The 22065-nt window shown below is 62.7% G+C and carries 23 protein-coding genes; 13 read left to right on the top strand and 10 right to left on the bottom strand.

The genetic code is table 11. From position 1 onward, the window contains the following. The first annotated feature begins 76 nt into the window (after nt 1–76). The 12 genes from argS to tatC all read left to right on the top strand — a co-directional run bounded on the left by argS (nt 77) and on the right by tatC (nt 10517). Nucleotides 77–1825, top strand: a complete 1749-nt coding sequence (argS, locus tag MU846_RS05605; protein WP_246949995.1) for an arginine--tRNA ligase — start codon at nt 77–79, stop codon at nt 1823–1825. Nucleotides 1826–1827: 2 nt separating this feature from the next. Beyond that, complete coding sequence (locus tag MU846_RS05600; RefSeq protein ID WP_246949993.1) at nt 1828–2439, top strand: SPOR domain-containing protein; 612 nt, start codon at nt 1828–1830, stop codon at nt 2437–2439. A 204-nt stretch (nt 2440–2643) separates the two neighbouring features. Continuing rightward, the gene (gene hslV / locus MU846_RS05595) at nt 2644–3183 is read left to right on the top strand and encodes an ATP-dependent protease subunit HslV (protein ID WP_246949985.1); all 540 of its coding nucleotides are present in this window, start codon (nt 2644–2646) and stop codon (nt 3181–3183) included. 5 nt (nt 3184–3188) lie between these two features. Next, on the top strand, nt 3189–4517 hold the full coding sequence (hslU, locus tag MU846_RS05590; RefSeq protein ID WP_246949983.1) for an ATP-dependent protease ATPase subunit HslU: 1329 nt from the start codon (nt 3189–3191) through the stop codon (nt 4515–4517). Between the two features lie 147 nt (nt 4518–4664). Next, nucleotides 4665–5396 (top strand): DUF8198 family protein, encoded by a 732-nt coding sequence (locus MU846_RS05585; protein ID WP_246949981.1) that lies wholly within the window; start codon nt 4665–4667, stop codon nt 5394–5396. Nucleotides 5397–5398: 2 nt separating this feature from the next. Continuing rightward, entirely contained in the window at nt 5399–6148 is a 750-nt protein-coding gene (ubiE, locus tag MU846_RS05580; RefSeq protein ID WP_246949978.1) for a bifunctional demethylmenaquinone methyltransferase/2-methoxy-6-polyprenyl-1,4-benzoquinol methylase UbiE, read from the top strand. A 2-nt stretch (nt 6149–6150) separates the two neighbouring features. Next, a complete protein-coding gene (locus MU846_RS05575; protein WP_246949976.1) occupies nt 6151–6801 on the top strand; it encodes a ubiquinone biosynthesis accessory factor UbiJ in 651 nt (216 codons plus the stop codon). Further along, on the top strand, nt 6798–8402 hold the full coding sequence (locus tag MU846_RS05570) for an AarF/UbiB family protein (RefSeq protein WP_246949968.1): 1605 nt from the start codon (nt 6798–6800) through the stop codon (nt 8400–8402). The genes MU846_RS05575 and MU846_RS05570 overlap by 4 nt, the downstream gene beginning before the upstream one ends. 248 nt (nt 8403–8650) lie before the next feature. Next, nucleotides 8651–8989, top strand: a complete 339-nt coding sequence (locus tag MU846_RS05565; RefSeq protein WP_246949966.1) for a phosphoribosyl-ATP diphosphatase — start codon at nt 8651–8653, stop codon at nt 8987–8989. A 44-nt stretch (nt 8990–9033) separates the two neighbouring features. Beyond that, a complete protein-coding gene (gene tatA / locus MU846_RS05560; RefSeq protein ID WP_246949964.1) occupies nt 9034–9282 on the top strand; it encodes a Sec-independent protein translocase subunit TatA in 249 nt (82 codons plus the stop codon). Nucleotides 9283–9285: 3 nt separating this feature from the next. Beyond that, nucleotides 9286–9747: a Sec-independent protein translocase protein TatB gene (tatB, locus tag MU846_RS05555; RefSeq protein ID WP_246949962.1), complete on the top strand. Its 462-nt coding sequence runs from the start codon at nt 9286–9288 to the stop codon at nt 9745–9747. After that, on the top strand, nt 9744–10517 hold the full coding sequence (gene tatC, locus MU846_RS05550; RefSeq protein WP_246949954.1) for a twin-arginine translocase subunit TatC: 774 nt from the start codon (nt 9744–9746) through the stop codon (nt 10515–10517). The genes tatB and tatC overlap by 4 nt, the downstream gene beginning before the upstream one ends. Here the strand turns inward: tatC and MU846_RS05545 are convergent. From MU846_RS05545 to dtd, 4 genes are all read right to left on the bottom strand, one after another. Further along, nucleotides 10490–11353, bottom strand: coding sequence for an alpha/beta hydrolase (locus MU846_RS05545; RefSeq protein ID WP_246949949.1), 864 nt, complete (start codon nt 11351–11353; stop codon nt 10490–10492). The two genes, tatC and MU846_RS05545, sit on opposite strands and share 28 nt — an antisense overlap. A gap of 50 nt (nt 11354–11403) precedes the next feature. Continuing rightward, nucleotides 11404–13242 carry an Lnb N-terminal periplasmic domain-containing protein gene (locus MU846_RS05540; RefSeq protein ID WP_246949947.1) on the bottom strand — a complete coding sequence of 613 codons (1839 nt, stop codon included), beginning with the start codon at nt 13240–13242 and terminating at the stop codon, nt 11404–11406. An 89-nt stretch (nt 13243–13331) separates the two neighbouring features. Further along, a complete protein-coding gene (locus MU846_RS05535) occupies nt 13332–13814 on the bottom strand; it encodes a DUF3015 domain-containing protein (protein WP_246949945.1) in 483 nt (160 codons plus the stop codon). A 142-nt stretch (nt 13815–13956) separates the two neighbouring features. Next, nucleotides 13957–14409: a D-aminoacyl-tRNA deacylase gene (gene dtd / locus MU846_RS05530; RefSeq protein WP_246949943.1), complete on the bottom strand. Its 453-nt coding sequence runs from the start codon at nt 14407–14409 to the stop codon at nt 13957–13959. A 141-nt stretch (nt 14410–14550) separates the two neighbouring features. On the opposite strand from dtd, the gene MU846_RS05525 reads away from it, so the two are divergent. Then, entirely contained in the window at nt 14551–15027 is a 477-nt protein-coding gene (locus tag MU846_RS05525; RefSeq protein WP_246949938.1) for a nuclear transport factor 2 family protein, read from the top strand. Nucleotides 15028–15131: 104 nt separating this feature from the next. Here the strand turns inward: MU846_RS05525 and glnG are convergent, their stop codons facing one another. From glnG to MU846_RS05495, 6 genes are all read right to left on the bottom strand, one after another. Next, a complete protein-coding gene (glnG, locus tag MU846_RS05520; protein WP_246949935.1) occupies nt 15132–16562 on the bottom strand; it encodes a nitrogen regulation protein NR(I) in 1431 nt (476 codons plus the stop codon). Beyond that, on the bottom strand, nt 16553–17671 hold the full coding sequence (gene glnL / locus MU846_RS05515; RefSeq protein ID WP_246949933.1) for a nitrogen regulation protein NR(II): 1119 nt from the start codon (nt 17669–17671) through the stop codon (nt 16553–16555). Before glnL ends, glnG begins: the two co-directional genes overlap by 10 nt. 322 nt (nt 17672–17993) lie before the next feature. After that, nucleotides 17994–18671, bottom strand: coding sequence for a DUF4124 domain-containing protein (locus tag MU846_RS05510; RefSeq protein WP_246949931.1), 678 nt, complete (start codon nt 18669–18671; stop codon nt 17994–17996). 289 nt (nt 18672–18960) lie between these two features. Beyond that, on the bottom strand, nt 18961–20367 hold the full coding sequence (gene glnA, locus MU846_RS05505) for a glutamate--ammonia ligase (RefSeq protein ID WP_246949923.1): 1407 nt from the start codon (nt 20365–20367) through the stop codon (nt 18961–18963). A gap of 232 nt (nt 20368–20599) precedes the next feature. Further along, on the bottom strand, nt 20600–20866 hold the full coding sequence (locus MU846_RS05500; protein ID WP_246949921.1) for a sulfurtransferase TusA family protein: 267 nt from the start codon (nt 20864–20866) through the stop codon (nt 20600–20602). Beyond that, nucleotides 20847–21977 carry a tRNA (5-methylaminomethyl-2-thiouridylate)-methyltransferase gene (locus MU846_RS05495; protein ID WP_246949919.1) on the bottom strand — a complete coding sequence of 377 codons (1131 nt, stop codon included), beginning with the start codon at nt 21975–21977 and terminating at the stop codon, nt 20847–20849. Before MU846_RS05495 ends, MU846_RS05500 begins: the two co-directional genes overlap by 20 nt. Between the last annotated feature and the right edge of the window lie 88 nt (nt 21978–22065).

The raw sequence follows: 22065 nt of genomic DNA, 5'->3' as shown, positions 1-22065 counted from the left end.
GATAGACAGGCAAGAGGCAAGCTGCCGGCATTTACCGTACAATCCCGACCCCGCACCCGCAGCACGAAAGCGCCATATGAAAGAGAAAATCATCCAGCGTGTCGAAGACGCACTCGCGCAATTGCGCGCCCAAGGCACCCTGCCGGAACAGCCGCAGCCCGCAGTGCAACTGGATCGCACGCGTGACAAGAGCCACGGCGACTTCGCCACCAACATTGCGTTGCTGCTGGCCAAGCCGGCCGGCATGAAACCACGCGAGCTGGCCGAGGCGATCGTCGCCGCCCTGCCGGCTGATAGTACCATCAGCAAAACCGAGATCGCCGGGCCCGGATTTATCAATTTTTTTCAAGCGGGCGATGCTCTGACCGCCAGCCTCTCAGCGGCGCTGGCCGACGAGCATCTTGGCGTTGCGCGCGCGGCCCGCGCCCAGACGGTAGTGGTGGATTATTCCTCGCCCAATCTCGCCAAGGAAATGCACGTCGGCCATTTGCGCTCGACCATCATTGGTGACGCAGTGGCGCGCACGCTGGAGTTTCTCGGCCACAAGGTAGTGCGCCAGAATCATGTTGGCGACTGGGGCACACAGTTCGGCATGTTGCTGGCCTATCTTGAAGAACAGCAAGATCAGGCCGAGCTGTCCGCCGAGCTGTCCGATCTGGAAAACTTCTATCGCGCCGCCAAGCAGCGTTTCGACGAGGATGCCGAATTCGCCGAGCGCGCACGGGCGTTGGTCGTCCAGCTGCAATCCGGCGACAGTCATTGCCTGAAGTTGTGGCACGATTTCAATCAGGTATCGCTGCGCCACTGCTTCGAGGTCTACGAGCGGCTCGGTGTGAGTCTGCAGCCGGAAGATGTGCGCGGCGAGAGCGCCTACAACCCGGATTTGCCACATATAGTATCGGCCCTGGCCGACGCCGGGCTGTTGCAGGAAAGCAATGGCGCCCGCTGTGTTTTCCTCGATGAATTCAAGAACAAGGAAGGCGAGCCGCTGCCGGTCATCGTGCAGAAAGCCGATGGCGGCTACCTGTACGCCACCAGCGATCTGGCCGCGCTGCGCTACCGCGCTCGAGAGCTGGGCGCAGATCGCATTCTCTATTTTGTCGATCAGCGGCAGGCTCTGCATTTCCAGCAGGTATTCCAGGTGGCACGCCTGGCCGGTTTCGTGCAGCCGGACACCGAGCTTGCGCACATGGGTTTTGGCACCATGAACGGCCCGGACGGGCGCCCGTTCAAGACCCGCACCGGCGGCACCGTGAAGCTGGTCGATCTGCTCACCGAAGCGGAAGACCGTGCGCTGGCACTGGTGCAGGAGAAAAATCAGGAGCTGGATTCCGAGGAGCTGTTCAACATCGGCCGCGTGGTCGGCATCAGCGCAGTGAAATATGCCGACCTGAGCAAACACCGTAGCAGCGACTACATTTTCAATTTCGACCAGATGCTCAGTTTCGATGGCAACACGGCGCCTTACCTGTTGTATGCCTACACCCGTGTGGCCAGCATTTTCCGCCGCGCCGAGATCGACCCGGCAGCGCTGGCCGCAGACGCGCCGCTGACACTGGAAGCCGAGCAGGAAACCGCGCTGGCAACGCTGTTGCTACAGTTCGGCGAAACACTGCACCAGGTGGCCGACAAAGGCGTGCCGCATGTGCTGTGTGCCTATCTCTACAATCTGGCCGGGGCATTTTCGAGCTTCTACGAACACTGCCCGATCCTCACCGCCGAACAGCCACTGCGCGATAGCCGCTTGCAACTGGCCTGGCTGACCGCGCGCACCCTCAAGCAGGGCCTGGCGCTGCTCGGCATTCAGACACTGGAGCGAATGTAGCCATGGCGCGCAAACCTGCACCCCGCCGCGGCGCCAGCAAGGCCGCCGCCAGCCGCCGCACCGTGCCCGGCTGGGTGTGGCTGTTCACCGGCGTTGTCAGCGGGCTGTTCATTGCCTTTTTGTTCCACCTTGGCCAGCGGCAAATGGCCGACCAGCAGCCTCGTACCGCCGCCAGCGAAGCAGCAGCACCGGCCGCCGAGAGCGCAGGCAAGGACAGCAAAGATGGCAAGGAGCCACGCTTCGACTTTTACGCCGTGCTGCCGCAGATGGAGGTGATCGTCCCGAAAGGCGACGACGCACCAGCCCAGCAAAGCCGCCCCAGCCAGCCCAGCGACAGCCGCACGGCGAGCAGCGCTCCGGCACGCGCCCGGCAGCACTTTCTGCTCCAGGCGGGCAGCTTCCGGCGCGACCAGGATGCAGATCGCCGCCGCGCCGAGCTGATCCTGCAAGGGTTCGACGCACGAGTGCAGCCGGTCAATCTGGAATCCGGCGATACCTGGCATCGGGTGATGATCGGGCCATTCGACAACAGCAACGCCATGCACCGTGCCCAGGACAAGCTGGCCACGGCCGGCATCGAGACATTACCGATCCAGGTCAAAGACCCCGGTTGAACTGACAGTGCTGCGGCACCGGGGGCGTGGCTCGCCGGCGCCGCAGCCAGATCGCGGCGCTCCCTGACCGGCGTCGCTGACCAACCTTTCGGCCAAGCTCTGGCCAGCGTCTGCCATGCCGCACCCGGCAGTGGCCAAAGAACTTGAGTTCCCCCTGCCGGCCCCCCATATCCCCTTCCACACACCCGTGGCGAAGGAGCCCCCATGGAACAGTATCGCGGCACCACCATCGTATCCGTCCGGCGCGGCAACAGCGTCGTCATTGGCGGCGATGGGCAGGTGAGCTTGGGAAATACCATCATGAAAGGCAACGCCCGCAAGGTGCGGCGCCTGTATCACGGCCAGGTGATTGCCGGGTTTGCCGGTGGCACCGCCGATGCCTTCACGCTGTTCGAGCGCTTTGAAGCACAACTGGAGCGGCATCAGGGGCAACTGGTGCGCGCTGCCGTCGAGCTGGCCAAAGACTGGCGCACCGACCGTGCCCTGCGGCGGCTTGAAGCGCTGCTCGCTGTGGCCGACAAAGACAACTCGCTGATCATTACCGGCAACGGTGACGTCATCGAGCCCGAAAACAACCTGATTGCGATTGGTTCCGGCGGCGCTTTTGCACAATCCGCGGCGCTGGCATTGCTGGAGAACACCGAGCTGCCCGCCCGCGAGATCGTCGGCAAGAGCCTCACCATTGCCGGTAACATCTGCATCTACACCAATCTCAATCACACTTTTGAAGAATTATCCTGGTGAGCGACATGCCCTCTTTGACTCCCCGCGAAATTGTTTCCGAGCTGAACCGCCACATCGTCGGCCAGGATGCGGCCAAGCGCGCCGTCGCGCTGGCGCTGCGTACCCGCTGGCGGCGCATGCAACTGCCGCCCGAGCTGCGCAACGAAGTGGCACCGAAAAACATTCTGATGATCGGGCCGACCGGGGTCGGCAAAACGGAAATCGCTCGCCGGCTGGCACGCTTGTCCGATGCTCCCTTCATCAAGGTAGAGGCCACCAAGTTCACCGAAGTCGGCTATGTGGGCCGCGACGTGGAATCCATCATTCGCGACCTGATGGAAATGGCGATCAAGCTGCTGCGCGAAAAAGAAATGAAGCGCCAGCAACACCGCGCCGAGGATGCCGCCGAGGAGCGCATTCTCGATGCGCTGCTGCCGCCGGCTCGCGGCAACGACACCCCCACCGATAACAGCACCCGCCAGCTGTTTCGCAAAAAACTGCGCGAAGGCGAGCTGGACGATCGGGAGATTGAAATCGACCTGGCGGCGCAGCCGGTGGGCGTGGAAATCATGGCGCCGCCCGGCATGGAAGAGATGACCAGCCAGCTGCAACAGATGTTCTCGCGCATGGGCGGCGGCAAGCGCAAATCACGCAAGATCAAGGTGGCCGAAGCGCGTCGGCTGGTGCGCGACGAAGAAGCTGCCCGGCTGGTGAACGAAGACGAGATCAAGCTGCGCGCTGTCGATCTGGTGGAAAACAACGGCATCGTTTTTCTGGACGAGATCGACAAAGTGGCACGGCGTGGCGAATCCAGCGGCACCGATGTCAGCCGCGAAGGCGTGCAGCGCGATCTGCTGCCGCTGATCGAGGGCAGCACCGTGAGCACCAAATACGGCATGGTGCGCACGGATCACATTCTGTTCATCGCCTCCGGCGCGTTTCACCTGAGCAAGCCGTCTGATCTGATCCCGGAGCTACAAGGCCGGTTGCCGATCCGGGTCGAGCTGAGTGCGCTCTCGGTGGCGGATTTCGAATGCATTCTGACGGAGCCCAACGCCTCGCTGACGGAACAATATCGAGCGCTGCTGGCCACCGAAGGGCTGAACGTGGAATTCACCCCCGATTGTATTCGCCGCATTGCCGAGGTGGCCTGGCAGGTCAACGAGCGGGTCGAGAACATCGGCGCTCGGCGCCTGCACACAGTGCTGGAAAAACTGCTCGAAGAAATCAGCTTCGATGCCGACGATCTGGCCACGCAGTATCATGAGAAGCCTCTGATCATCGACGCTGCCGCCGTAGATCGCCACCTGGGCGAGCTGGCTGGTGACGAAGACCTCAGCCGTTATATTCTCTGAGCACGCTGTTCTCGGAGCACGCTGTTAGCCGATCACCCTATTCACCGATCAGCCTGACCACAGCAACAGGCGCGGCCAGCCGGCCGCGCCTACTCCCCCCGCGCCCCGCCTGCTATGATCGCGCCTCACACCCGGACGGTGGCGGCGATGGCAGCTGGTGCACGTTTACAACAGACTCTGGATCGTTTCTTCGCCCTGCAACAGCATGGCGACGATGTGCGCTTCCGGCAGCGCCTGCAACGGCTGCAAACCTGGCAGAGCGAGCGCTTGTACCAAAGCCATCGCGATATTCTGGAACAGCCTGAGACCGCCCCGGCCGTGGAGTTTCTGTTCACGGACGTCTATGGCGGCCGTGATCTCAAGCCGGTTGCGGAAAATATCCGCCGCGCCCTCCCGAAAGCACTGAAGCTGCTGCCTGATCGCGTCATGCTCACCTCCGCCACGGTGCTGGAAACCGCCGTGCTCACGCAGGAGCTGGATGAGCACCTGGCCGCTATCTTGCAGGCGCAGCTGGATCAGCCGTTGACGGCAGAGCTTTACGCTGCGGCCTACCGCAGCCAGGGCCGCGAGGCCGAGCGCGCCCGCCAGCTGACGTTGGTGGCCGAGATCGGCGCCCAGATTGATCGTTATGTGCGCAGCCGCATGATCCAGACCACTTTTCGCATGGTGCGCCGGCCGGCCCATGCGGCCGGCCTCGGCAGCCTGTATGATTTCCTCGATCACGGTTTTCGTGCGATGCGCCCGCTGCGCAGCGTCGATGGCCTGCTGCGCCAGCTGGCGGCGCGCGAGCAGCTCATCATGCAGCGGCTACTGGCCGGCCGCGAAGCGCCTTTTGCCGCACCCTTTACCGAGCCTTTGGCACCCTTCACGGAGCACTGACCATGGCGGACGACAACACCACCCATTTTGGCTATCAGCAAGTGCCGCTCCAGGAAAAGGCGAGCCGCGTGGCCGGCGTGTTCCGCTCGGTGGCGCCGAAATACGATCTGATGAACGATCTGCTGTCGATGGGCATTCACCGCGCCTGGAAGCGCTTTACCATCGAGCTTGCTGGCGTGCGGCCCGGCCACACCGTGCTGGATCTGGCCGGCGGCACCGGCGATCTGGCGATCAAGTTTTCGAAGATCGTCGGCGATACCGGGCAGGTGGTGCTCGCCGATATCAACGAGGCCATGCTGGCCGTGGGCCGCGATCGTCTGTTCGATGCCGGCTGTTCGCACAACACCCGCGTGGCGCAGGTGAATGCCGAGGCGCTGCCATTCGAGGACAACACCTTCAACACCATCACCATCGCCTTCGGCCTGCGCAACGTGACCGACAAGGAAAAAGCACTGCGCTCGATGCTGCGTGTGCTCAAGCCGGGCGGCCGGCTGCTGGTGCTGGAGTTTTCCAAACCGGTTCATGCACCGCTCTCGAAGCTGTATGACTTTTATTCCTTCAACGTGTTGCCCCGACTGGGCAAGGCAGTGGCCAACGACGCCGACAGCTACCGCTACCTGGCCGAATCCATCCGCATGCACCCGGATCAGGCCACGCTGAAATCAATGATGGAAGACGCCGGCTTCGCCCGTTGCGACTATTTCAACATGACGGGCGGCATCGTCGCTCTGCACCGCGGCTTCAAGGTCTGATCATGACGGCACCCACCCCGCGCCCACCCGGCCTGCTTGAAACCACCGTACTCGCCAGCGTCGAGCGCGCCGTCAATGCCGCCCTGCGTGCCGACCCCGCCAGCCTGCACGCGCTGGCCGAGCACAGCGGCCGGCTGGTGGCGGTGCAATTGCGCTTCCCGCCGCGCACCGTGTTCATGCTGATTATCGAGGACGGTATCGAGCTTTATCACAGCAGCGATGCCGAGGCCGATGTCAGTGTCAGCGGCGGCGTGCTGGAGCTTGCCGCCCAGTTTCTCGACTGGCATAACGCGCCCGGCGTGATCGGTGGCCCGGTGAGCATTCGTGGCGACCGCGAGCTGCTGCAAGCCCTGACCACCATTGCCCGGGAGCTGGAGCTGGATTGGGGAGCACTGCTGGCGCCGGTACTAGGCAACGAACTGGCACAACAACTGGATTACGGCGCACGGCAATTCTTCAGCTGGGCCCGGCAGGGGCTGACTCGCCTTGCCCGCCAGGGCGGCGACTATCTCAGCCAGGAAAGCGGGCTGCTGCCCAGCCGCCACGCCCTGCGCGAATTCGGCCGGGATGTGGAAGAACTGGAGATGGCCACTGAACGCCTGGCGGCACGCTTTGAACAATTGAAAGCACGCCGGCGCGAGGCGGGCGCATGAGCCTGGCCCTTCGCATTCTGCACGTGGTGCATGTGATCTGCCGCTACCGGCTGCTATCGCTGCTGCCCGCTCACCCAGCCCGACTGCCGCTGGTCATCCTGCAATATCTGGTACCGTCCAGCTGGTTCGGCCCGCGCCGCCTCAGTGAAGGAGAGCGGCTGCGCGCCGCGCTGGAACAGCTTGGCCCGATCTTCATCAAGTTCGGTCAGCTGCTGGCCACACGACGTGATCTGCTGCCGCCGGAATGGACGGACGCGCTGGCGCGGCTGCAGGATCAGGTGGCACCGTTCCCGGTGGCGCTGGCGCGAGCCCGCATCGAAGCAGAGCTGGGCCAGCCGATCGAGGCGGTGTTCAGCCGCTTCGATGATACGCCGCTGGCCTCTGCCTCGATTGCGCAGGTACACAGCGCGGCGCTAGCCGACGGCACCGAGGTGGTGGTGAAGATTCGCCGCCCCCGGCTGGGGCATATCGTCGAGCGGGATCTGGCGGTCATGCTGTTTGGCGCGACCTGGCTCGAGCGACTGTGGGCCGATGCCCGCTATTTTCGCCCGCGCCAGGTGGTGCAGGATTACGCCTTCATCATTCGCGCCGAGCTGGATCTTTCCGCCGAGGCGCGCAACAGCGAGCTGATGCGGCGCCAGTTCCTGTTCAGCCCGCTGCTGTTCATCCCACCGATTCATATGCAGTACACCACGCCGAGGATGCTGGTGATCGATCGCATCCACGGCATTCCGGTGAATGACATCGAGCGCATCCGCGCCGCCGGCATCGACCCGAAGGTGCTGGCGGAGCGCGGTGTCGAAATCTTCTTTGCGCAGGTGTTCCGCTACAACTTTTTCCACGCCGACATGCACCCCGGCAATATTTTCGTGAACCCGGCGCGCCCGGATTCACCCCAGTATCTGGCCATTGATTGCGCCATTGCTGGCCGCCTCGGCCCGCATGATCTGCAAGTGCTCGGCCGCATGGTGCTGGCGGTGATGCGCGCCGATTACGCCGGGCTGGTGGATGCGGTGATCCGCGCCGGCTGGAGCACGGCGCCGATCGACCCGCACCGCTTCGAGCGGGCGGTACGCGAAATTGTCGAGCCGCTGGTATCGCAGCCGCTGGACAAGCTCGAATTTGCCCCGCTGGTGATGCGCCTGTTCGATACCGCACGCGCGTTCCATATCGAGGCGCCAGTGCAGTACATCCTGCTGCTGAAGACGCTGGTGCATATCGAAGGGCTGGGCCGCAGCATCTACCCGCAACTGGATATCTGGCGCACCGGCCGGCCACTGCTGGAAGCCTGGATGATGGAAACCTACGGCCCTTCCGCCACGCTGCGTAAATTGCAGCAGCGCGGGCCGGAGTGGATTGCCCAGTTGCCGGAAATGCCGGATCTGCTGCGCGACGCGCTGGAGAACCTGCGCCACCTGCCGTACCAACAGCGCCAGCTGGAAGCCCGCCTGGCCGATGGGCAGGCACGGCACCGCCGCAAACTGCTTGCCGGCCTCGGCGGGTTGGGCTTGCTCGGCGGCAGCCTTGTGCTCACGGGCGCATGGCTCGGTGCCGCTGCGGTGGGCGGCGCCGTGCTGCTGCTCTGGGCCGTGCGCCGTTAGGTTGCTGCGAGCTGTCAGGCTGCCGCTCTCTGTGCAGACCGTGCAGACCGTGCAGCCGGTACAGACGGTACAGACACACCGCTGCCATATTATTCTGCTAAACTCGGCAGTCAGATATAAGCTTGCGCACCGCAGCCTGACGCGCCTTCCGTAGCGCAACGGAGCGCCACGTCGGCGCGGCGGCCCTTGCCAGATAATGAGGCCCCACCAGGTATGTACGGCGCCCGCGCCAGGAGTAGAAAAAGCCCATGAGTGACGTATTGACCCGGCTGCATCAGGTGCTCGATGCCCGCAAAGACGCGGAGCCGTCGTCGTCCTATGTGGCCAGCCTGTATCACAAGGGGCTCAACAAGATTCTGGAAAAGGTCGGCGAGGAAGCCGTGGAAGCCATTCTCGCTGCCCGGGATACCGAGGCCGGCGGCGATCCCCAGGCGCTCATCAACGAGACTGCCGACCTCTGGTTTCATACACTGGTCATGCTGGCCAAGCTCAATATCGGGCCAGAGCCAGTGCTGGCCGAACTGGAACGCCGTTTCGGCCTGTCCGGGCATGATGAAAAAGCCGCCCGGCCATCGCAGGACACCTGATTCGGGCGGCACCCACCGCCTTCCTCTCGCTCAGGAGCACAACCATGTTATCCGGTATCAGTCTCACCCAATTGCTGATTATCCTCGCCATCGTGGTGCTGCTGTTCGGCACCAAGAAACTGCGCAATATCGGCGGCGATCTTGGCGGCGCCGTGAAAGGCTTCAAGCAGGCTGTGAAAGAAGGCGAGGATGAGCAGAAAAAGCAGATCGACGGTAACAATACCGCGCAGCGCGAACAGAGCACCACGCTGGACGAGCACGGCAATCCGGTGCAGGACAAGGACAAGGCCTGATTGATGTTTGATATCAGCTTTGCCGAACTGGCGCTGGTATTCATCATCGCGCTGGTGGTGCTTGGCCCCGAACGCCTGCCGAAAGCGGCCCGCAGCATTGGCCACTGGATGGGCCGTGCGCGGGCGGCGTTCAATCACCTGAAGAACGAGCTTGACCGTGAAGTGGTCAACCAGGAAATGCAGGACATGTTCCGGCAAAAAGCGGACAGCCTGCGCAAGGAAGTCGAGCAGATGAACCGTTCACTGAACGAAAACCTGCTCGAGCAGAAACAAGCCGAAGGCAGTGAAACGGCGCCGCCGGCCGCGCCCGCCGCTACGCTCGAAACACAGCCCGAACCAGAGCCCGGCACCACGCCTGCCGTAACGCCGGGCACCAATGAGCCGGGCGATATCGGCACCACGCCGGCCGCAGAGACGTCACGCCCGCCCGCCGCCAACCGCGCACCAGAACAGGACAAGGCATGAACCGCGAGGATCAACCGCAGACGCTGATCGGCCACCTGCTGGAGCTGCGCTCACGCCTGCTGCGCTGCATTCTGGTCATCGTCGCGCTGTTTCTGGCACTGTTTTATTTTGCCAGGGATATTTATGCGTTTGTGGCCCAGCCGCTGATGCGAGCGCTGCCGGAAGGCACATCGATGATCGCCACGGATGTTACCGCGCCCTTCATGGTGCCGTTCAAGCTGACGCTTTACCTGAGCGTTCTGCTGGCGGTGCCGTTTATCCTGCATCAGGCGTGGGGCTTTATCGCACCGGGGCTGTACCGGCACGAGCGCCGGCTGGCCTTTCCGCTGCTGGTCAGCAGCGTGCTGCTGTTTTACGGCGGTGCTTCCTTCGCCTACTTTATTGTTTTCCCGCTGATCTTCGGTTTTTTCACCAGCATCGCGCCGGAAGGCGTGGCCATTGCCACGGATATCGGCAGCTATCTGGATTTCGTGATGACGCTGTTCATCGCATTCGGTGCTTCGTTCGAGCTGCCGATTGCGATTGTGCTGCTGGTCGCGTCGGGCATCACCACGGTGGACAGCCTGAAGGCAAAACGGCCTTATATTATCGTCGGCTGTTTCGTGGCGGGCATGCTGCTGACTCCACCCGATGTATTGTCACAGGCTTTACTCGCAGTACCGATGTGGTTGCTGTTCGAAATCGGCCTGCTGGTGGCTCGCTGGGTCAAACCGCGTGAGTGCGAGGCCGGGGACGGCAATAATCAGCCTGCCGGCTCGGGCAGCGACTGAGCGCCACAGGCGTCTTCCATAAACCGTACCAGCCGATCACGCACCGATTCATCCCGCCCGGCCGCAATATGCTCGCCCAGCAATGCCTGAAACTGCTTGGGTTGGGCGGCGGCGGCGTACAGCGCCTCGCCTTCGCGAAACGGAATAATACTGTCGTCCCGGCTGTGCAAAATCAGCAGCGGCATCGGTGAGAGCGCGGCAATATGATCGGCCGCGTCCCACTGCCTGGGGATGGTCGGCGCCACCACGAAACTGAACGGCCACAGCAACCAGCTCCGGCGCATGATATCGGTGGTGATGCCGCGAAAGCTGGTAAAGCCCGCTTCGAACATAGCGCAATCCGGCGCCTGGCCTTTATCGGCCGCAAGTACCGGAATGGTCATGCTCGCTCCCAGGCTTTGCCCGAACACCACCAGCGGCCCTTGCACTCGGCCAGAGGCGCGCAACCAGTCCAGCCCGAGCTGGATATCCGCCATCGCCTCCGGCAGCCGTGGCTTGCCTTCCGACAGACCATAGCCCCGATAGTCCAGCAGGAAAACCTGATAGCCCCGCGCCGGCAACCAGGCCACGTTCATCAAATGCGTACTGATGTTCTGCGCATTGCCGTGCAGGAAGTAGACGGTGCCGGCAACCTCTTCGGTCTGCGCCGGCAGCCACCAGCCGTGCAGCCGCAGGCCGTCGGGGTGCAGGAGGATAATATCTTCATAATCCAGCCCCTGGCGGGCCGGGTTCTGCACCCAGGGGCTCATGGGATAAAAGAAGATGCCGGTGCAGCCGCTGAGCAGAGCCGCCAACAACAGCAACAAGGTGCTCCGTTGCCAGTAGTGCCTGCCCATTGTCGCCCTCTCCTTTTGCACGCTATCCCATCGGCCGCCCACGGCGGCCATCAATCAAAATAATGCCGCCAGGACAGGCGCCACTCTGTGTCACCATCGCCGCGCCAGCCGACGCGCTCAAGTTCCAGGCGCACCGCATTGCGGCGCCCCAGCGGCACGTTTGCAGTGAGGCTGGTGCGGTGGCGATACGCATCGTTGGTCAGGTAATAGCCCTGCGCGCCGACGCCCAGCTCTGCCACCGGGGTGTACCAGACCAGTCCGCTGGTCAGGCCCGCAGCGGCCTCGATAAAATTGTCCCAGCCGCCGCTGTTTTCCGCACGAAAAGTGGCGTAGGCATAGGGCACTACATCGCCCACCCGCCAGCTCATGCCGGGGCCGCCCTCGATAAAGCGTGCCAGCCGGCGCTGGCCGCCCGCCTCGGCACGCTCGATGCCGCCGTGCACATACCAGGACACCGGCTTGAAGAACGGGCTGCGCGGCGCCAGCGAGCGGATATTCACCACATCCAGCCGCTCCAGATAAAAATCGTCTTCTTCGTCACTGCGCAGGCGGATATTCAAGCCCTCGATCTGCGCACCACGCAGAAAGCCGGTGTTGTTGTCGAACCAGTCGTGATAGGTGAAACGGTATTGCAACTCACCGAAACCCGCGTCATCCCGAGCGCCGCCACTGACCGCAAACATTTTTGTCGGATGGCCCGACTCCGGCGGGGTGGGTGGTGGCGGCACGGTGGGCGGGCCATCGGCCGGCTCGGCGTGCACTCGACGCAGCAGCGCCATGCTGCGGCGCGCCACGTCTGCGTCGCGATCTTCGGTGCGATGCCGGAAGCGCAGATACTCATACGCTGTTTGTGCCACCAGCCGGCGCTGTGCGGACGGCATGCGCTGGTAGTCATCAGTTTCGGCAAGCGACGGGTCTTGCGCCAGCTTGCGTGCCAGCCGTTGCGCCGGGCGCGGTAACTGGCCCGCCAGGTGCGCAAGCTCGTTGGCCTTGGATGGCCGGTATTCGCGGCCATCCACCAGACCGGCATCGATCATGCTGCGCACGGTGTTCACCGGCACTTCGGCAAAGCGGAAATCCTCCAGCAATGCGGTGCCCGGCCGCGCCACTTCCATCAGTTCCAGCAATCGGAAGGAGCAGTTTTCATCGAAGAAATAATATTCGAAGCGGGTGTCTTTCAACTCCCACAAATGGTCGATCAGCCAGCTCAGTTCATCACGGTCAAGCGACAGCGGATATTCCCACATATCGCGGTTTTCCAGGTGCGCATAATCCTGAATCTTGTTGACGTAAGGCACGATGGAAAAATAACCGGGATAACCGCCGGCCAGGCCACGGTAGATATAAAATATCGAGTTGTCGCTGCCATCCACCATGGCGCCAAAATTCACCGCCCAGGACAGCCAGACACCCTCGGCATCAGGCCGATCCAGGCGCAACAATGTGTGCCCGAACATGGAAGACGGGCTGTTCAGATACGCCGCCGGAAAAACCAGCACGGCGCGGCCATCCGGCACGTCCGAGCGCCACTGCAAAAACTCGTCACAATGGGCAAACGGCGCGGCCTCTTCGGGCCAGCCGAGTGCTTCGGCAATAAAACGATAGCGGGCGGGAAAACGGCATCGGGCTACGCTGCCCTGAGGCGCCAGCGCGGCGATACTGGCCGCCAGTTCTGCGGCCGGATGTTCACGGCCATCTTCAGCCAGAAAAAAACTGTCGTCGACAATATAGCTGTTGCCACGTTGCCGCCAGGTCGCGCCCTGATTGATATGCAGCAGTGCCTGCCATCGCGGCTCGGCTGCCAGCTCGGCAACAGTCGGGGCGGCATGAACGGTGGATGCCGTAGCGGCTACGGCGGCACATAACAGGAATAATAAAGGCAGACGCATCGGGGAAAGAATCGCTATGCACAGTGATCAGACGGATCACAATAAAATGCCCTGCCTTGAAGGCAGGGCATTGTCGCGGAGCAGCTGCCTTATACGGAGTATTTGGCCAGCGTCTCGTCAGACTTCATCAGCGCTTCGATGCTTGCAAGCACTTCCGCTGCGGTCACGTCTTCGCTCGGGAAGATCACGGCGAAGTTCTGGTGCAGCACCTGGCTGAAGTGTGAACGGTCTTCGGTGGTGATACCCATGGCGACAGACAGTGCAGTCAGGGCTTCGCCCTCACCGACGGCCACGTCACGCGCCACTTCTTCCAGCACGCCATTCATGGACAGCAGGCTCTGGCCGCTGTAGGTCAGGGTGCCGCTGGTGTCACAGCCGTTGGTGCCGGTGGTCATGCCGAAGGTGGCGTTACCGGAAGTACCATTCACCAGAGATGCCAGCAAGTGCATCGGCAGGCCGCTCTGGCCTTCGAACAGCAGGTTGCCCCAGCCACAACCCGGGCCGCCCGGTGCAACAGCGGATGCAGACATAGAAGCCCCCAGCAGGGCACTGGCCAATACGAGACGTTTCATGCGTATTCCTCCACGATATTTTTTTGAATCCCTCCGCTCACATTGGCGTGAGCTGGAATCATCATAGAGCAGCACTTAGGCAAAGCAATAGCGCTTTTCGCGCACTGGTTCACTGACTGAAACATAAACACGACAAACCGGATCAAGTGGACTCAAGCAAAAAAGTCACCGGCCCGTCGTTGATCAACTGTACTTGCATGTCGGCGGCGAACACGCCTGAGCGTACTGGCACGCCGGTTTCGTCGAGCGCCGAGGTGAGCGCCGAGAGAAATGCCTGGTACAGCACTTTGGCGTTCTCGGGCGCTGCCGCCGGGCCGAAACCCGGCCGGCGCCCGCGGCGGGTATCGGCAGCCAGTGTGAATTGGGAAACGACCAGCAGTTCGCCGCCTGCGTCGCGCACATCAAGATTCATTTTTCCTTCGCTGTCGGCAAACACGCGATAGCCGACCACCCGTTCGGCCAGCCGCGCCACCGTATCCATGCTGTCACCCTGTGCAATACCGACAAACAGCAACAGGCCCGGCCCGATCTCACTTACCGGCTGGCCACCGATATGTACCGATGCCGCGCTGACGCGCTGTAGCAATACTCTCATGCCCACTCCTGTCTGCCCTGAGGGATTTAGCCTCGCCTTCTGCCGCACCGCTGGCAGGCACCCGTGCCATGGCGACCGTCCCAACTGGCCCTGGCAGCGGCGATCAGGATAAAGTGCGGGCTCAACGGGGAAGCTCACATCATGAATAAACATTCAAAGCGCAAAGCATACGTCGCGCTGCCATGGCTGCAAGCCATGCTGACGATCTGGCTGGCCGGCTGTAGTGCACCACCCGCCGAAGAAGGCATCCGCGAAGCGTTGCACGAGATGGCCGAAGCCATCGAGGCGCGCCAGGCCGGCCCGGTGGTGCGGCGCTTGAGTGATGATTTCAGCCTGCACCGCAGCAGTGGCGAAATGGACAAGGAGCAAACGCGCCGACTGCTGACCGCCACGTTGCTACGCTACCCTGACATCCATCTCGCGCTGACCGGCATCAGTGTGCTGCCCGACGGCGCCCGGCATGATCAAGCGCAAGCTGCCTTCTCCGTGCTGGCGACCGGCGGCAGCGGTGCGCTTCTGCCCGAAACGGGCCAGTTATATCGTGTCGAATCACACTGGCAGCTGGATGGTGGCGACTGGATACTGCTTCATGCCAAGGCAAGGCGGATGCTGGAGTGAGAGGCGCGGCGAATGCCGGAATGATCGGCGCGACGCCGTAACTTGCCGGGCCAAAACCGCCCAGCGGCAGCACACGCGGCCAGAGGGGCTCGGCCACAGCGCAGTCACTCATCGGGCGCGGTGGGCAGATCGTTCAAGCCCAGCTCGCGAATCTTGCGGGTGAGCGTATTGCGGCCCCAGCCGAGCAGCACGGCTGCATCGCGGCGGCGGCCGCCGGTGTGCGATAGCGCCACCTCGATCAAGGCGCGCTCGAACGCCGGCACGGCCTGTTCGAGAATATCCTGCTCGCCGTTGCCTAACGCTCGCTCGGCCCACTGTCGCAAGGATTTTTCCCAACTGCTGCCGCTTTCCTGCCGCATCTCGTGGGAACGCATCTCCGGCGGCAGATCATCCACCATCACCTCGCGCCCGGTGGCCATTACCGTCAGCCAGCGGCAGGTGTTTTCCAGCTGCCGCACGTTGCCCGGCCAGGCCAGGGTGGCGAGATATCGCTCGGTATCCGGGTGCAGTGTTTTCGCTTCCACGCCCAGCTCGCCGGCAGCGCGATTCAGAAAATGCCGGGCCAGGCGCGGGATATCCTCCCGCCGTTCCGCCAGCCGGGGAATATGAATGCGGATGACGTTCAGCCGGTGGAACAGGTCTTCGCGGAAGCTGCCATCCTTCACCTGTTGTTCCAGATGCTGGTGCGTGGCGGCGATGATGCGCACATCCACCTTGATCGCGGTGGTGCCGCCAACACGATAAAACTCGCCCTCCTGCAACACGCGCAGCAATCGGGTTTGTGCTTCGATCGGCATATCGCCGATTTCATCCAGAAACAGCGTGCCGCCATCGGCTTGCTCGAAACGCCCCACGCGCTGGCTGTTGGCACCGGTAAAGGCACCTTTTTCATGGCCGAACAGTTCCGATTCGATCAGGTCTTTCGGAATCGCTGCCATATTCAGAGGCACAAATGCCCGCTCACGCCGCAACGAGTGCCGGTGCAGGGCATGGGCCACCAGCTCCTTGCCGGTGCCCGACTGGCCGTTGATCAATACCGTGACGCTGGAGTGCGAGAGCCGTCCGATGGCGCGAAACACCTCCTGCATTGCCGGTGCCTCGCCAATGATTTCGGCTGGCGGCTCGCTTGTCGGCGCCTCGGCCTGGCCGGCATCGCGGCGAGACTGTGCATGGTGCCGGGCGGCGCGCTTGACCAGCGTCACGGCCTCGTCCACATCAAACGGTTTGGGTAGATACTCGAACGCCCCCCCCTGATACGAGGCGACGGCGGAATCCAGATCGGAGTGAGCGGTCATGATGATGACCGGGAGCTCCGGGTATTTGCGCTGCACCATCTTGAGCATGCGCAAGCCATTGGTGCCCGGCATGCGCACATCCGAAATCAGCACTTGCGGCAGCTCGCCGGCTTCCAGCGCATCAAGCGCGAGATCGGCTTCTTCGTAGCACACCGGCTCGAAGCCGGCCTGGCTCAGCGCCTTGTCGAGCACCCAGCGAATCGACCGGTCATCGTCCACTACCCAGACTTTCACGCCCATGCGGATTCTCCCTCGGTGCCGGCTGCATGTTGCTCAAACGGCAATAACAGGCTGAACACGGTGCGGCCCTCCCTGCTGTCACACACCATCATGCCCTGGTGCTGGCTGACGATAGCCTGTGCAATCGACAGCCCCAGCCCAGTGCCCTGAGCGCGGCCACTGACCATCGGATAGAACAGCGTTTCACGCAGTGGCTCGGGGATGCCCGGCCCGTTGTCCTCGATATCAATGCGCAGCACCAGCCGGTGGCGCTGCGCGCCGATGGTGAATTGCCGCAGGATGCGGGTGCGGAAAATCACCTCGGGCGCGGGCACGCTGACCTCTGTCAGCGCCTGCACCGCATTGCGGGCCAGATTCAGGATCACCTGAATCAACTGATCGCGATCCGCCGGCAGCTCGGGCAGGCTGGTGTCATAATCTCGCCGCAGGCGCACGCTGTGCGGGTGCTCGGCAAGGATCAGCTGGCGCACGTATTCCAGGCATTCGTGCACGTTGAGCAGCCGGAACTGCGGCGCCCGCCGTGGCCCGAGCAGGCGATCCGCCAGTGCCCGCAAGCGATCTGCTTCGTCGATGATGACGCGGGTGTATTCGGTCAACTCCGCCGCTGGCAGCGCCCGCTCCAGTAACTGCGCCGCACCACGAATACCGCCGAGCGGGTTCTTGATCTCGTGCGCCACGCCGCGCACCAGCGCACGCGTTGCCTGATGGGCGTGGGTGAAGGCTTCTTCGCGGGCGATGCGCAGCATCCGATCCAGCGGCTGCAGTTCCAGCAGCAGCGCCGGCGCCCTGCCCGGCTCTGCCAGCTGCGTTACCGAATAATCCACGGTGACGCTGTGGCCCGGCATGATTTCAAGTCGCGCTTCGCGGCGCGTGAATGAGTGGCCTTCCTCGGCACAGCGGGCCAGCGCGGCGCGCGCTTCGGGGTCGCTGAAAAAGCCCTCCGGCAACGGCTGCCCCAACACCCGCTGGGCACTGGCCGCCAGCAGCACTTCGGCCGCCGGATTGAGGTAGCGGGGGATCAGCACATGATCCAGCAGCAAGACCGCCGTGCCGAGATGATCCAGCAGGCGCTTGTGCAACGAGTCGTCAGTGTAGGTTGTGATTGCCATGCCTGAGCCTTAGCAAGTTTCAGGCCACTCGGCTGGCAGGAAGAAAGCTCGGGGAGGGAGGGGCTGTGCTGCTTACCAGATACTTTCCCGGTTTTTCCCGGTGCTTGCCCAGTGCCTTGGGATAGCTTCCAGTGCTTAACGATGCTGCCCAGTGCGTGTCGGCGTTTGCCCGGCAGGTTCCCGGTGTTGCCCTGATGCTCTCTCCCGTGCGCCAGCGTCGGGGGGCTGGCCATCAGAATACTCCATGCACCAGCATGGTGCATATCGCCTCGTCAGCCGCAGCCGCCGGCATTACGCCACGTTTCTGCGCCGAGCCAGAATATCACCGCTCGGCAGGATACCAGGGCAGGATCTGCACCAGATCTTCGACTGCCTTGCCCTTCTCTTTGCCTTTACCGTCGCCATCATTGTCGCGCCGGGCACCCGGCCCCAGCAGCACGCTGGGACGGTGGACATGCACCGTGACGGCGCCGGATTCCGCCAGCACCTTGCCGTCGTCATCCAGCACCTGCGCTACCAGTGTGTGAGCGCCTCGCACCGGCTGCACCAGTTGCGTGCCAGCCAGAGGCGTGCCGTTATGCAGGATGCGCAGCTGATGCCCCGCCTGCAACGCGGGTGTCACGCCAACCTGCACGCTGATCGGCTGCTGCGGATTCTGGAAGGTCTGATCCGCTGCCGGTGCATGGATGACAATTTCCGAATACCCGGCAAACGCATCGGGCGATGCCGGCGGCGACGGGCGAGCCTGCCCCTGTGGGCGGGCCGGGGCCGGCATGATGTTGGACGGCTGCGGCCTGACCTCGCGGGCATCAGCACCGGCCGGGGGCGAATCGGTGAAGATTACCCTGCCCTGCTCGTCCGTCATGCGGTAGATGCGGCCTTCACCTGCGCCTGCAGGCGCCCTTGCTTCGGCCTCGGCCGGCGGCCTCGATGGCTCCGCCTGGGCAGGGCCGAGCAACAACACCCCCAGCAAACAGATCAGGGTCGATAAACCGCGCATGATGTACTCCGGCGATGACAATGTACCGATTGTGCGCTGCCGCCGGCACGATGACAAAGCAGCACAGCACAAACGCAAGGTGCCGGGCGATGAATGCGCAATGAGTCATGTTGCTGTGAGATAGCAGTGGCAGCAGGACAGTGCCGGATACTCGGCTGGCCATGCTCGGACGAGCGCCGGGCTGCCATGGCCGCCGCTCACCAGAGCGCCGTTCTGCCGCTGGCGATAAAGGTATCGGGGCCGAGGAGAGGGAAGCGCCCCGGCAGTGAGCCGGGGCGGTGAGGGTGCGTCAGAGGGAGTAGTACATATCGAACTCCACCGGGTGCGGTGTCATGTTCAGGCGCTCCACGTCGCTGCGCTTGAGCGCGATGTACGCTTCCAGCATATCTCTGGAGAACACATCGCCTTTCAGCAGGAACTCGTGATCCTGCTCCAGCGCATCTAGCGCCATGGTCAGGGTATGCGCCACGGTCGGGATGGCTGCCGCCTCTTCTGCCGGCAGGTCGTACAGGTCCTTGTCCATGGCATCGCCGGGGTGAATCTTGTTCTGGATGCCATCCAGGCCGGCCATCAACAGCGCAGAAAACGCGAGATACGGGTTCGCCGTCGGGTCGGGGAAGCGGGTTTCGATACGGCGCGCCTTCGGGTTTTTTACAAACGGGATACGGATCGAGGCGGAACGATTGCGTGCCGAATAAGCCAGCATCACCGGCGCCTCGAAGCCCGGCACCAGCCGCTTGTAGGAGTTGGTGGACGGGTTGGTCAGGGCGTTGAGGGCACGTGCGTGGCGGATGATGCCGCCAATATAGTAGAGCGCGGTTTCCGACAGGCCGCCGTACACATCGCCAGAGAACAGGTTTTTGCCGTTCTTGCTCAGCGATTGGTGCACATGCATGCCGGAGCCGTTATCGCCGATCAGCGGTTTGGGCATGAACGTGGCGGTCTTGCCGTAGGCATGGGCCACGTTCTGCACGCAGTATTTCAGAATCTGCACCTCATCGGCCTTGCGGGTCAGCGTGGCCGGGCCGACGCCGATCTCACACTGGCCTGCAGTCGCTACTTCGTGGTGGTGCACTTCCACCACCAGACCCATCTGCTCCATGGCGGCGCACATCGCCGCGCGCAAATCGTGCAGGCTGTCCACCGGCGGCACCGGGAAGTAACCGCCTTTTACACGAGGCCGGTGGCCGATGTTGTTCTTGTCGAAGTCTTCGCCGGCCACCCAGGCCGCCTCTTCGGAGTAGATTTCGTAAGACTGGCTGTTCATGGAGGAATTCCACTTCACGCCGTCAAATACGAAAAACTCCGGTTCCGGGCCGAACAGGGCAGAGTCCGCGATGCCTGTGGACTTCAGGTACTCTTCCGCACGCTGGCCGATAGAGCGGGGATCGCGGTCGTATCCTTGCATGGTGGCCGGCTCGACGATATTGCAGCGCACATTAATGGTGGCAACATCGGTGAACGGATCCAGCACCGCCGACTCGTCGTCAGGCATCAGGATCATGTCGGATTCGTTGATGCCCTTCCAGCCGCCGATGGAAGAGCCATCGAACATCTTGCCGTCCTGAAAAAAGTCTTCATCCACATCTGACGCCGGGTAGGTGACGTGCTGCTCCTTGCCACGGCTGTCGGTGAAGCGCAGATCCACCCACTTGACGTCGTTCTCTTTGATCAGTTTCTGTGTCTTTGAAGACATGGTGAAGCATCCTCCTGGAACAGCATGAAATTTTACCTGGCCCGGCATAAACGCGGGGCGAGGTGGCCGTTACTGACCTAGATGTATTGCCGGGGCGATGCAAGCACCGCCGTTCTGCTCCAGTGAAAGAGCAAATTACATGCCATGCCGGAACCGCCCGTAACTCGTGCATTCCGTCTCATGCTCATGCTTTTCCCGCACCAACAAAGTGCACTGCCCAGCGCGGCGCACTTTATTGGTGCGGCGAGTTCACGGCTGTGTCGCGAACCACTTGCAGACGCACGAAGATGATGCCGTCACGCCGCCCGCTCTCCAGCACCTGGTGGCCGTTGATGCGCGCCCAGGCGGGCACATCATTGAGCACACCCGGGTCTGTGGCAAGCACTTCGAGCACATCACCGTGCGCCAGCTCGCGCACCCGGTTTTGCGTCTTGATAACAGGCAGCGGGCACAACAGCCGGCACGCATCCAACTGGTAATCAGCCACGGCGCTTTTCACCCAGATACCAGTCCTGCGGCACTTCTTCCGGGCTCAGTGGCCGCACGCTCAAGAGTTGCGATACGCCGCCGGGCCGGTTGTACTGCACTTCCACGCGCTCGGCGCTACGCCCTTGCGAGAAGCGCGCCACAATCGCCGCCGCCAGCTCGGCTTCTTCGGTGCTGGCAAACTCACCATCCACCAGCGTCAGTGGCCCGCCGTGGCTGACCAGCTCCAGGCTTGGAAACTGGTAACGGTAGCCTTCCAGGAAATTGCCCTCGCCTTCCTCGCGGCTGATGATCAGCTTGAAATGCGGGCGCGGGCGCAGGTGCCGGCCCACTTTCAGCAACATGATGTCGTCCAGCTCGTAGTCTCGCTTGTTCCGCGCCTGCCACAGATCAACCAGCTTGTTGGAGTAGGCTTCATCGGTGAGGAAGCAGCAGCCGCCCGCCGGCTGGGCAAAATCTTCCAGCCCGAATTGCCGCGCCAGCTCCATCTGCGGCTTGCGATTGCGGCCACTGAAGCCGTGCAGCTGCGAGCGATCCACCCAGCCTTCACGCTCGGGTAGCGTCGGCTCCAGGATTTTCGCCGACAGTGGCCGCAGCAGGCGATCATCGGCACCGGACTGCCGGGCGATCACCGGCATGGTCCACTTCAGCTGGGATTTCGGTCGTTGCCCGACCACTTCGCCGGTGATGATGAAATCAAAACCTTGCTCACCTTGCTGCACCTGGGTATCGGCCAGCTCACGTGCCTTGTCCAGCATCAGCGTGGCCTGGTTGACCATGAATATCTTGCAGTCCAGGCAGGGGTTCATGTTGGCGCCATAACCGTGCTTGGGATTCAGCACCACGTCCTTGTATTCTTCCGAGATATCCACAATGTGCAGCTTGATCCCCAGCTGCTCTGCCACCCACAGGGCATTGTTGCGCTTCGGCTTTTTGCGATCACGCTCACGGATCGCATGGGTATGGCCCTCGACGCAGAAGCCAGTGAAAAAGTTGACGCCTTCCACCTCGACCCCCTGGGCCTGGATGACCTTCACGGCCAGCATCGAATCCAGGCCGCCGGAAACCAGCGCCAGGGCGCGGCGGCGGGGCGTGCTCGGTGGTGTTGCGGGTGATGAATTCATGAGTTATCCGGGGCAAAGCAAGACGCCTTGACGGCAAAACCGCAAGGCGTCGGGTTGGCAAAAGTGCTGCCCGCAGTATAACAAACGT

This window comes from Alcanivorax quisquiliarum, from assembly GCF_023051175.1.
Classification (GTDB): domain Bacteria; phylum Pseudomonadota; class Gammaproteobacteria; order Pseudomonadales; family Alcanivoracaceae; genus Isoalcanivorax; species Isoalcanivorax quisquiliarum.
The sequence above is the reverse complement of the archived record's forward strand: the minus strand, read 5'-3'. Positions and strand labels throughout refer to the sequence as shown.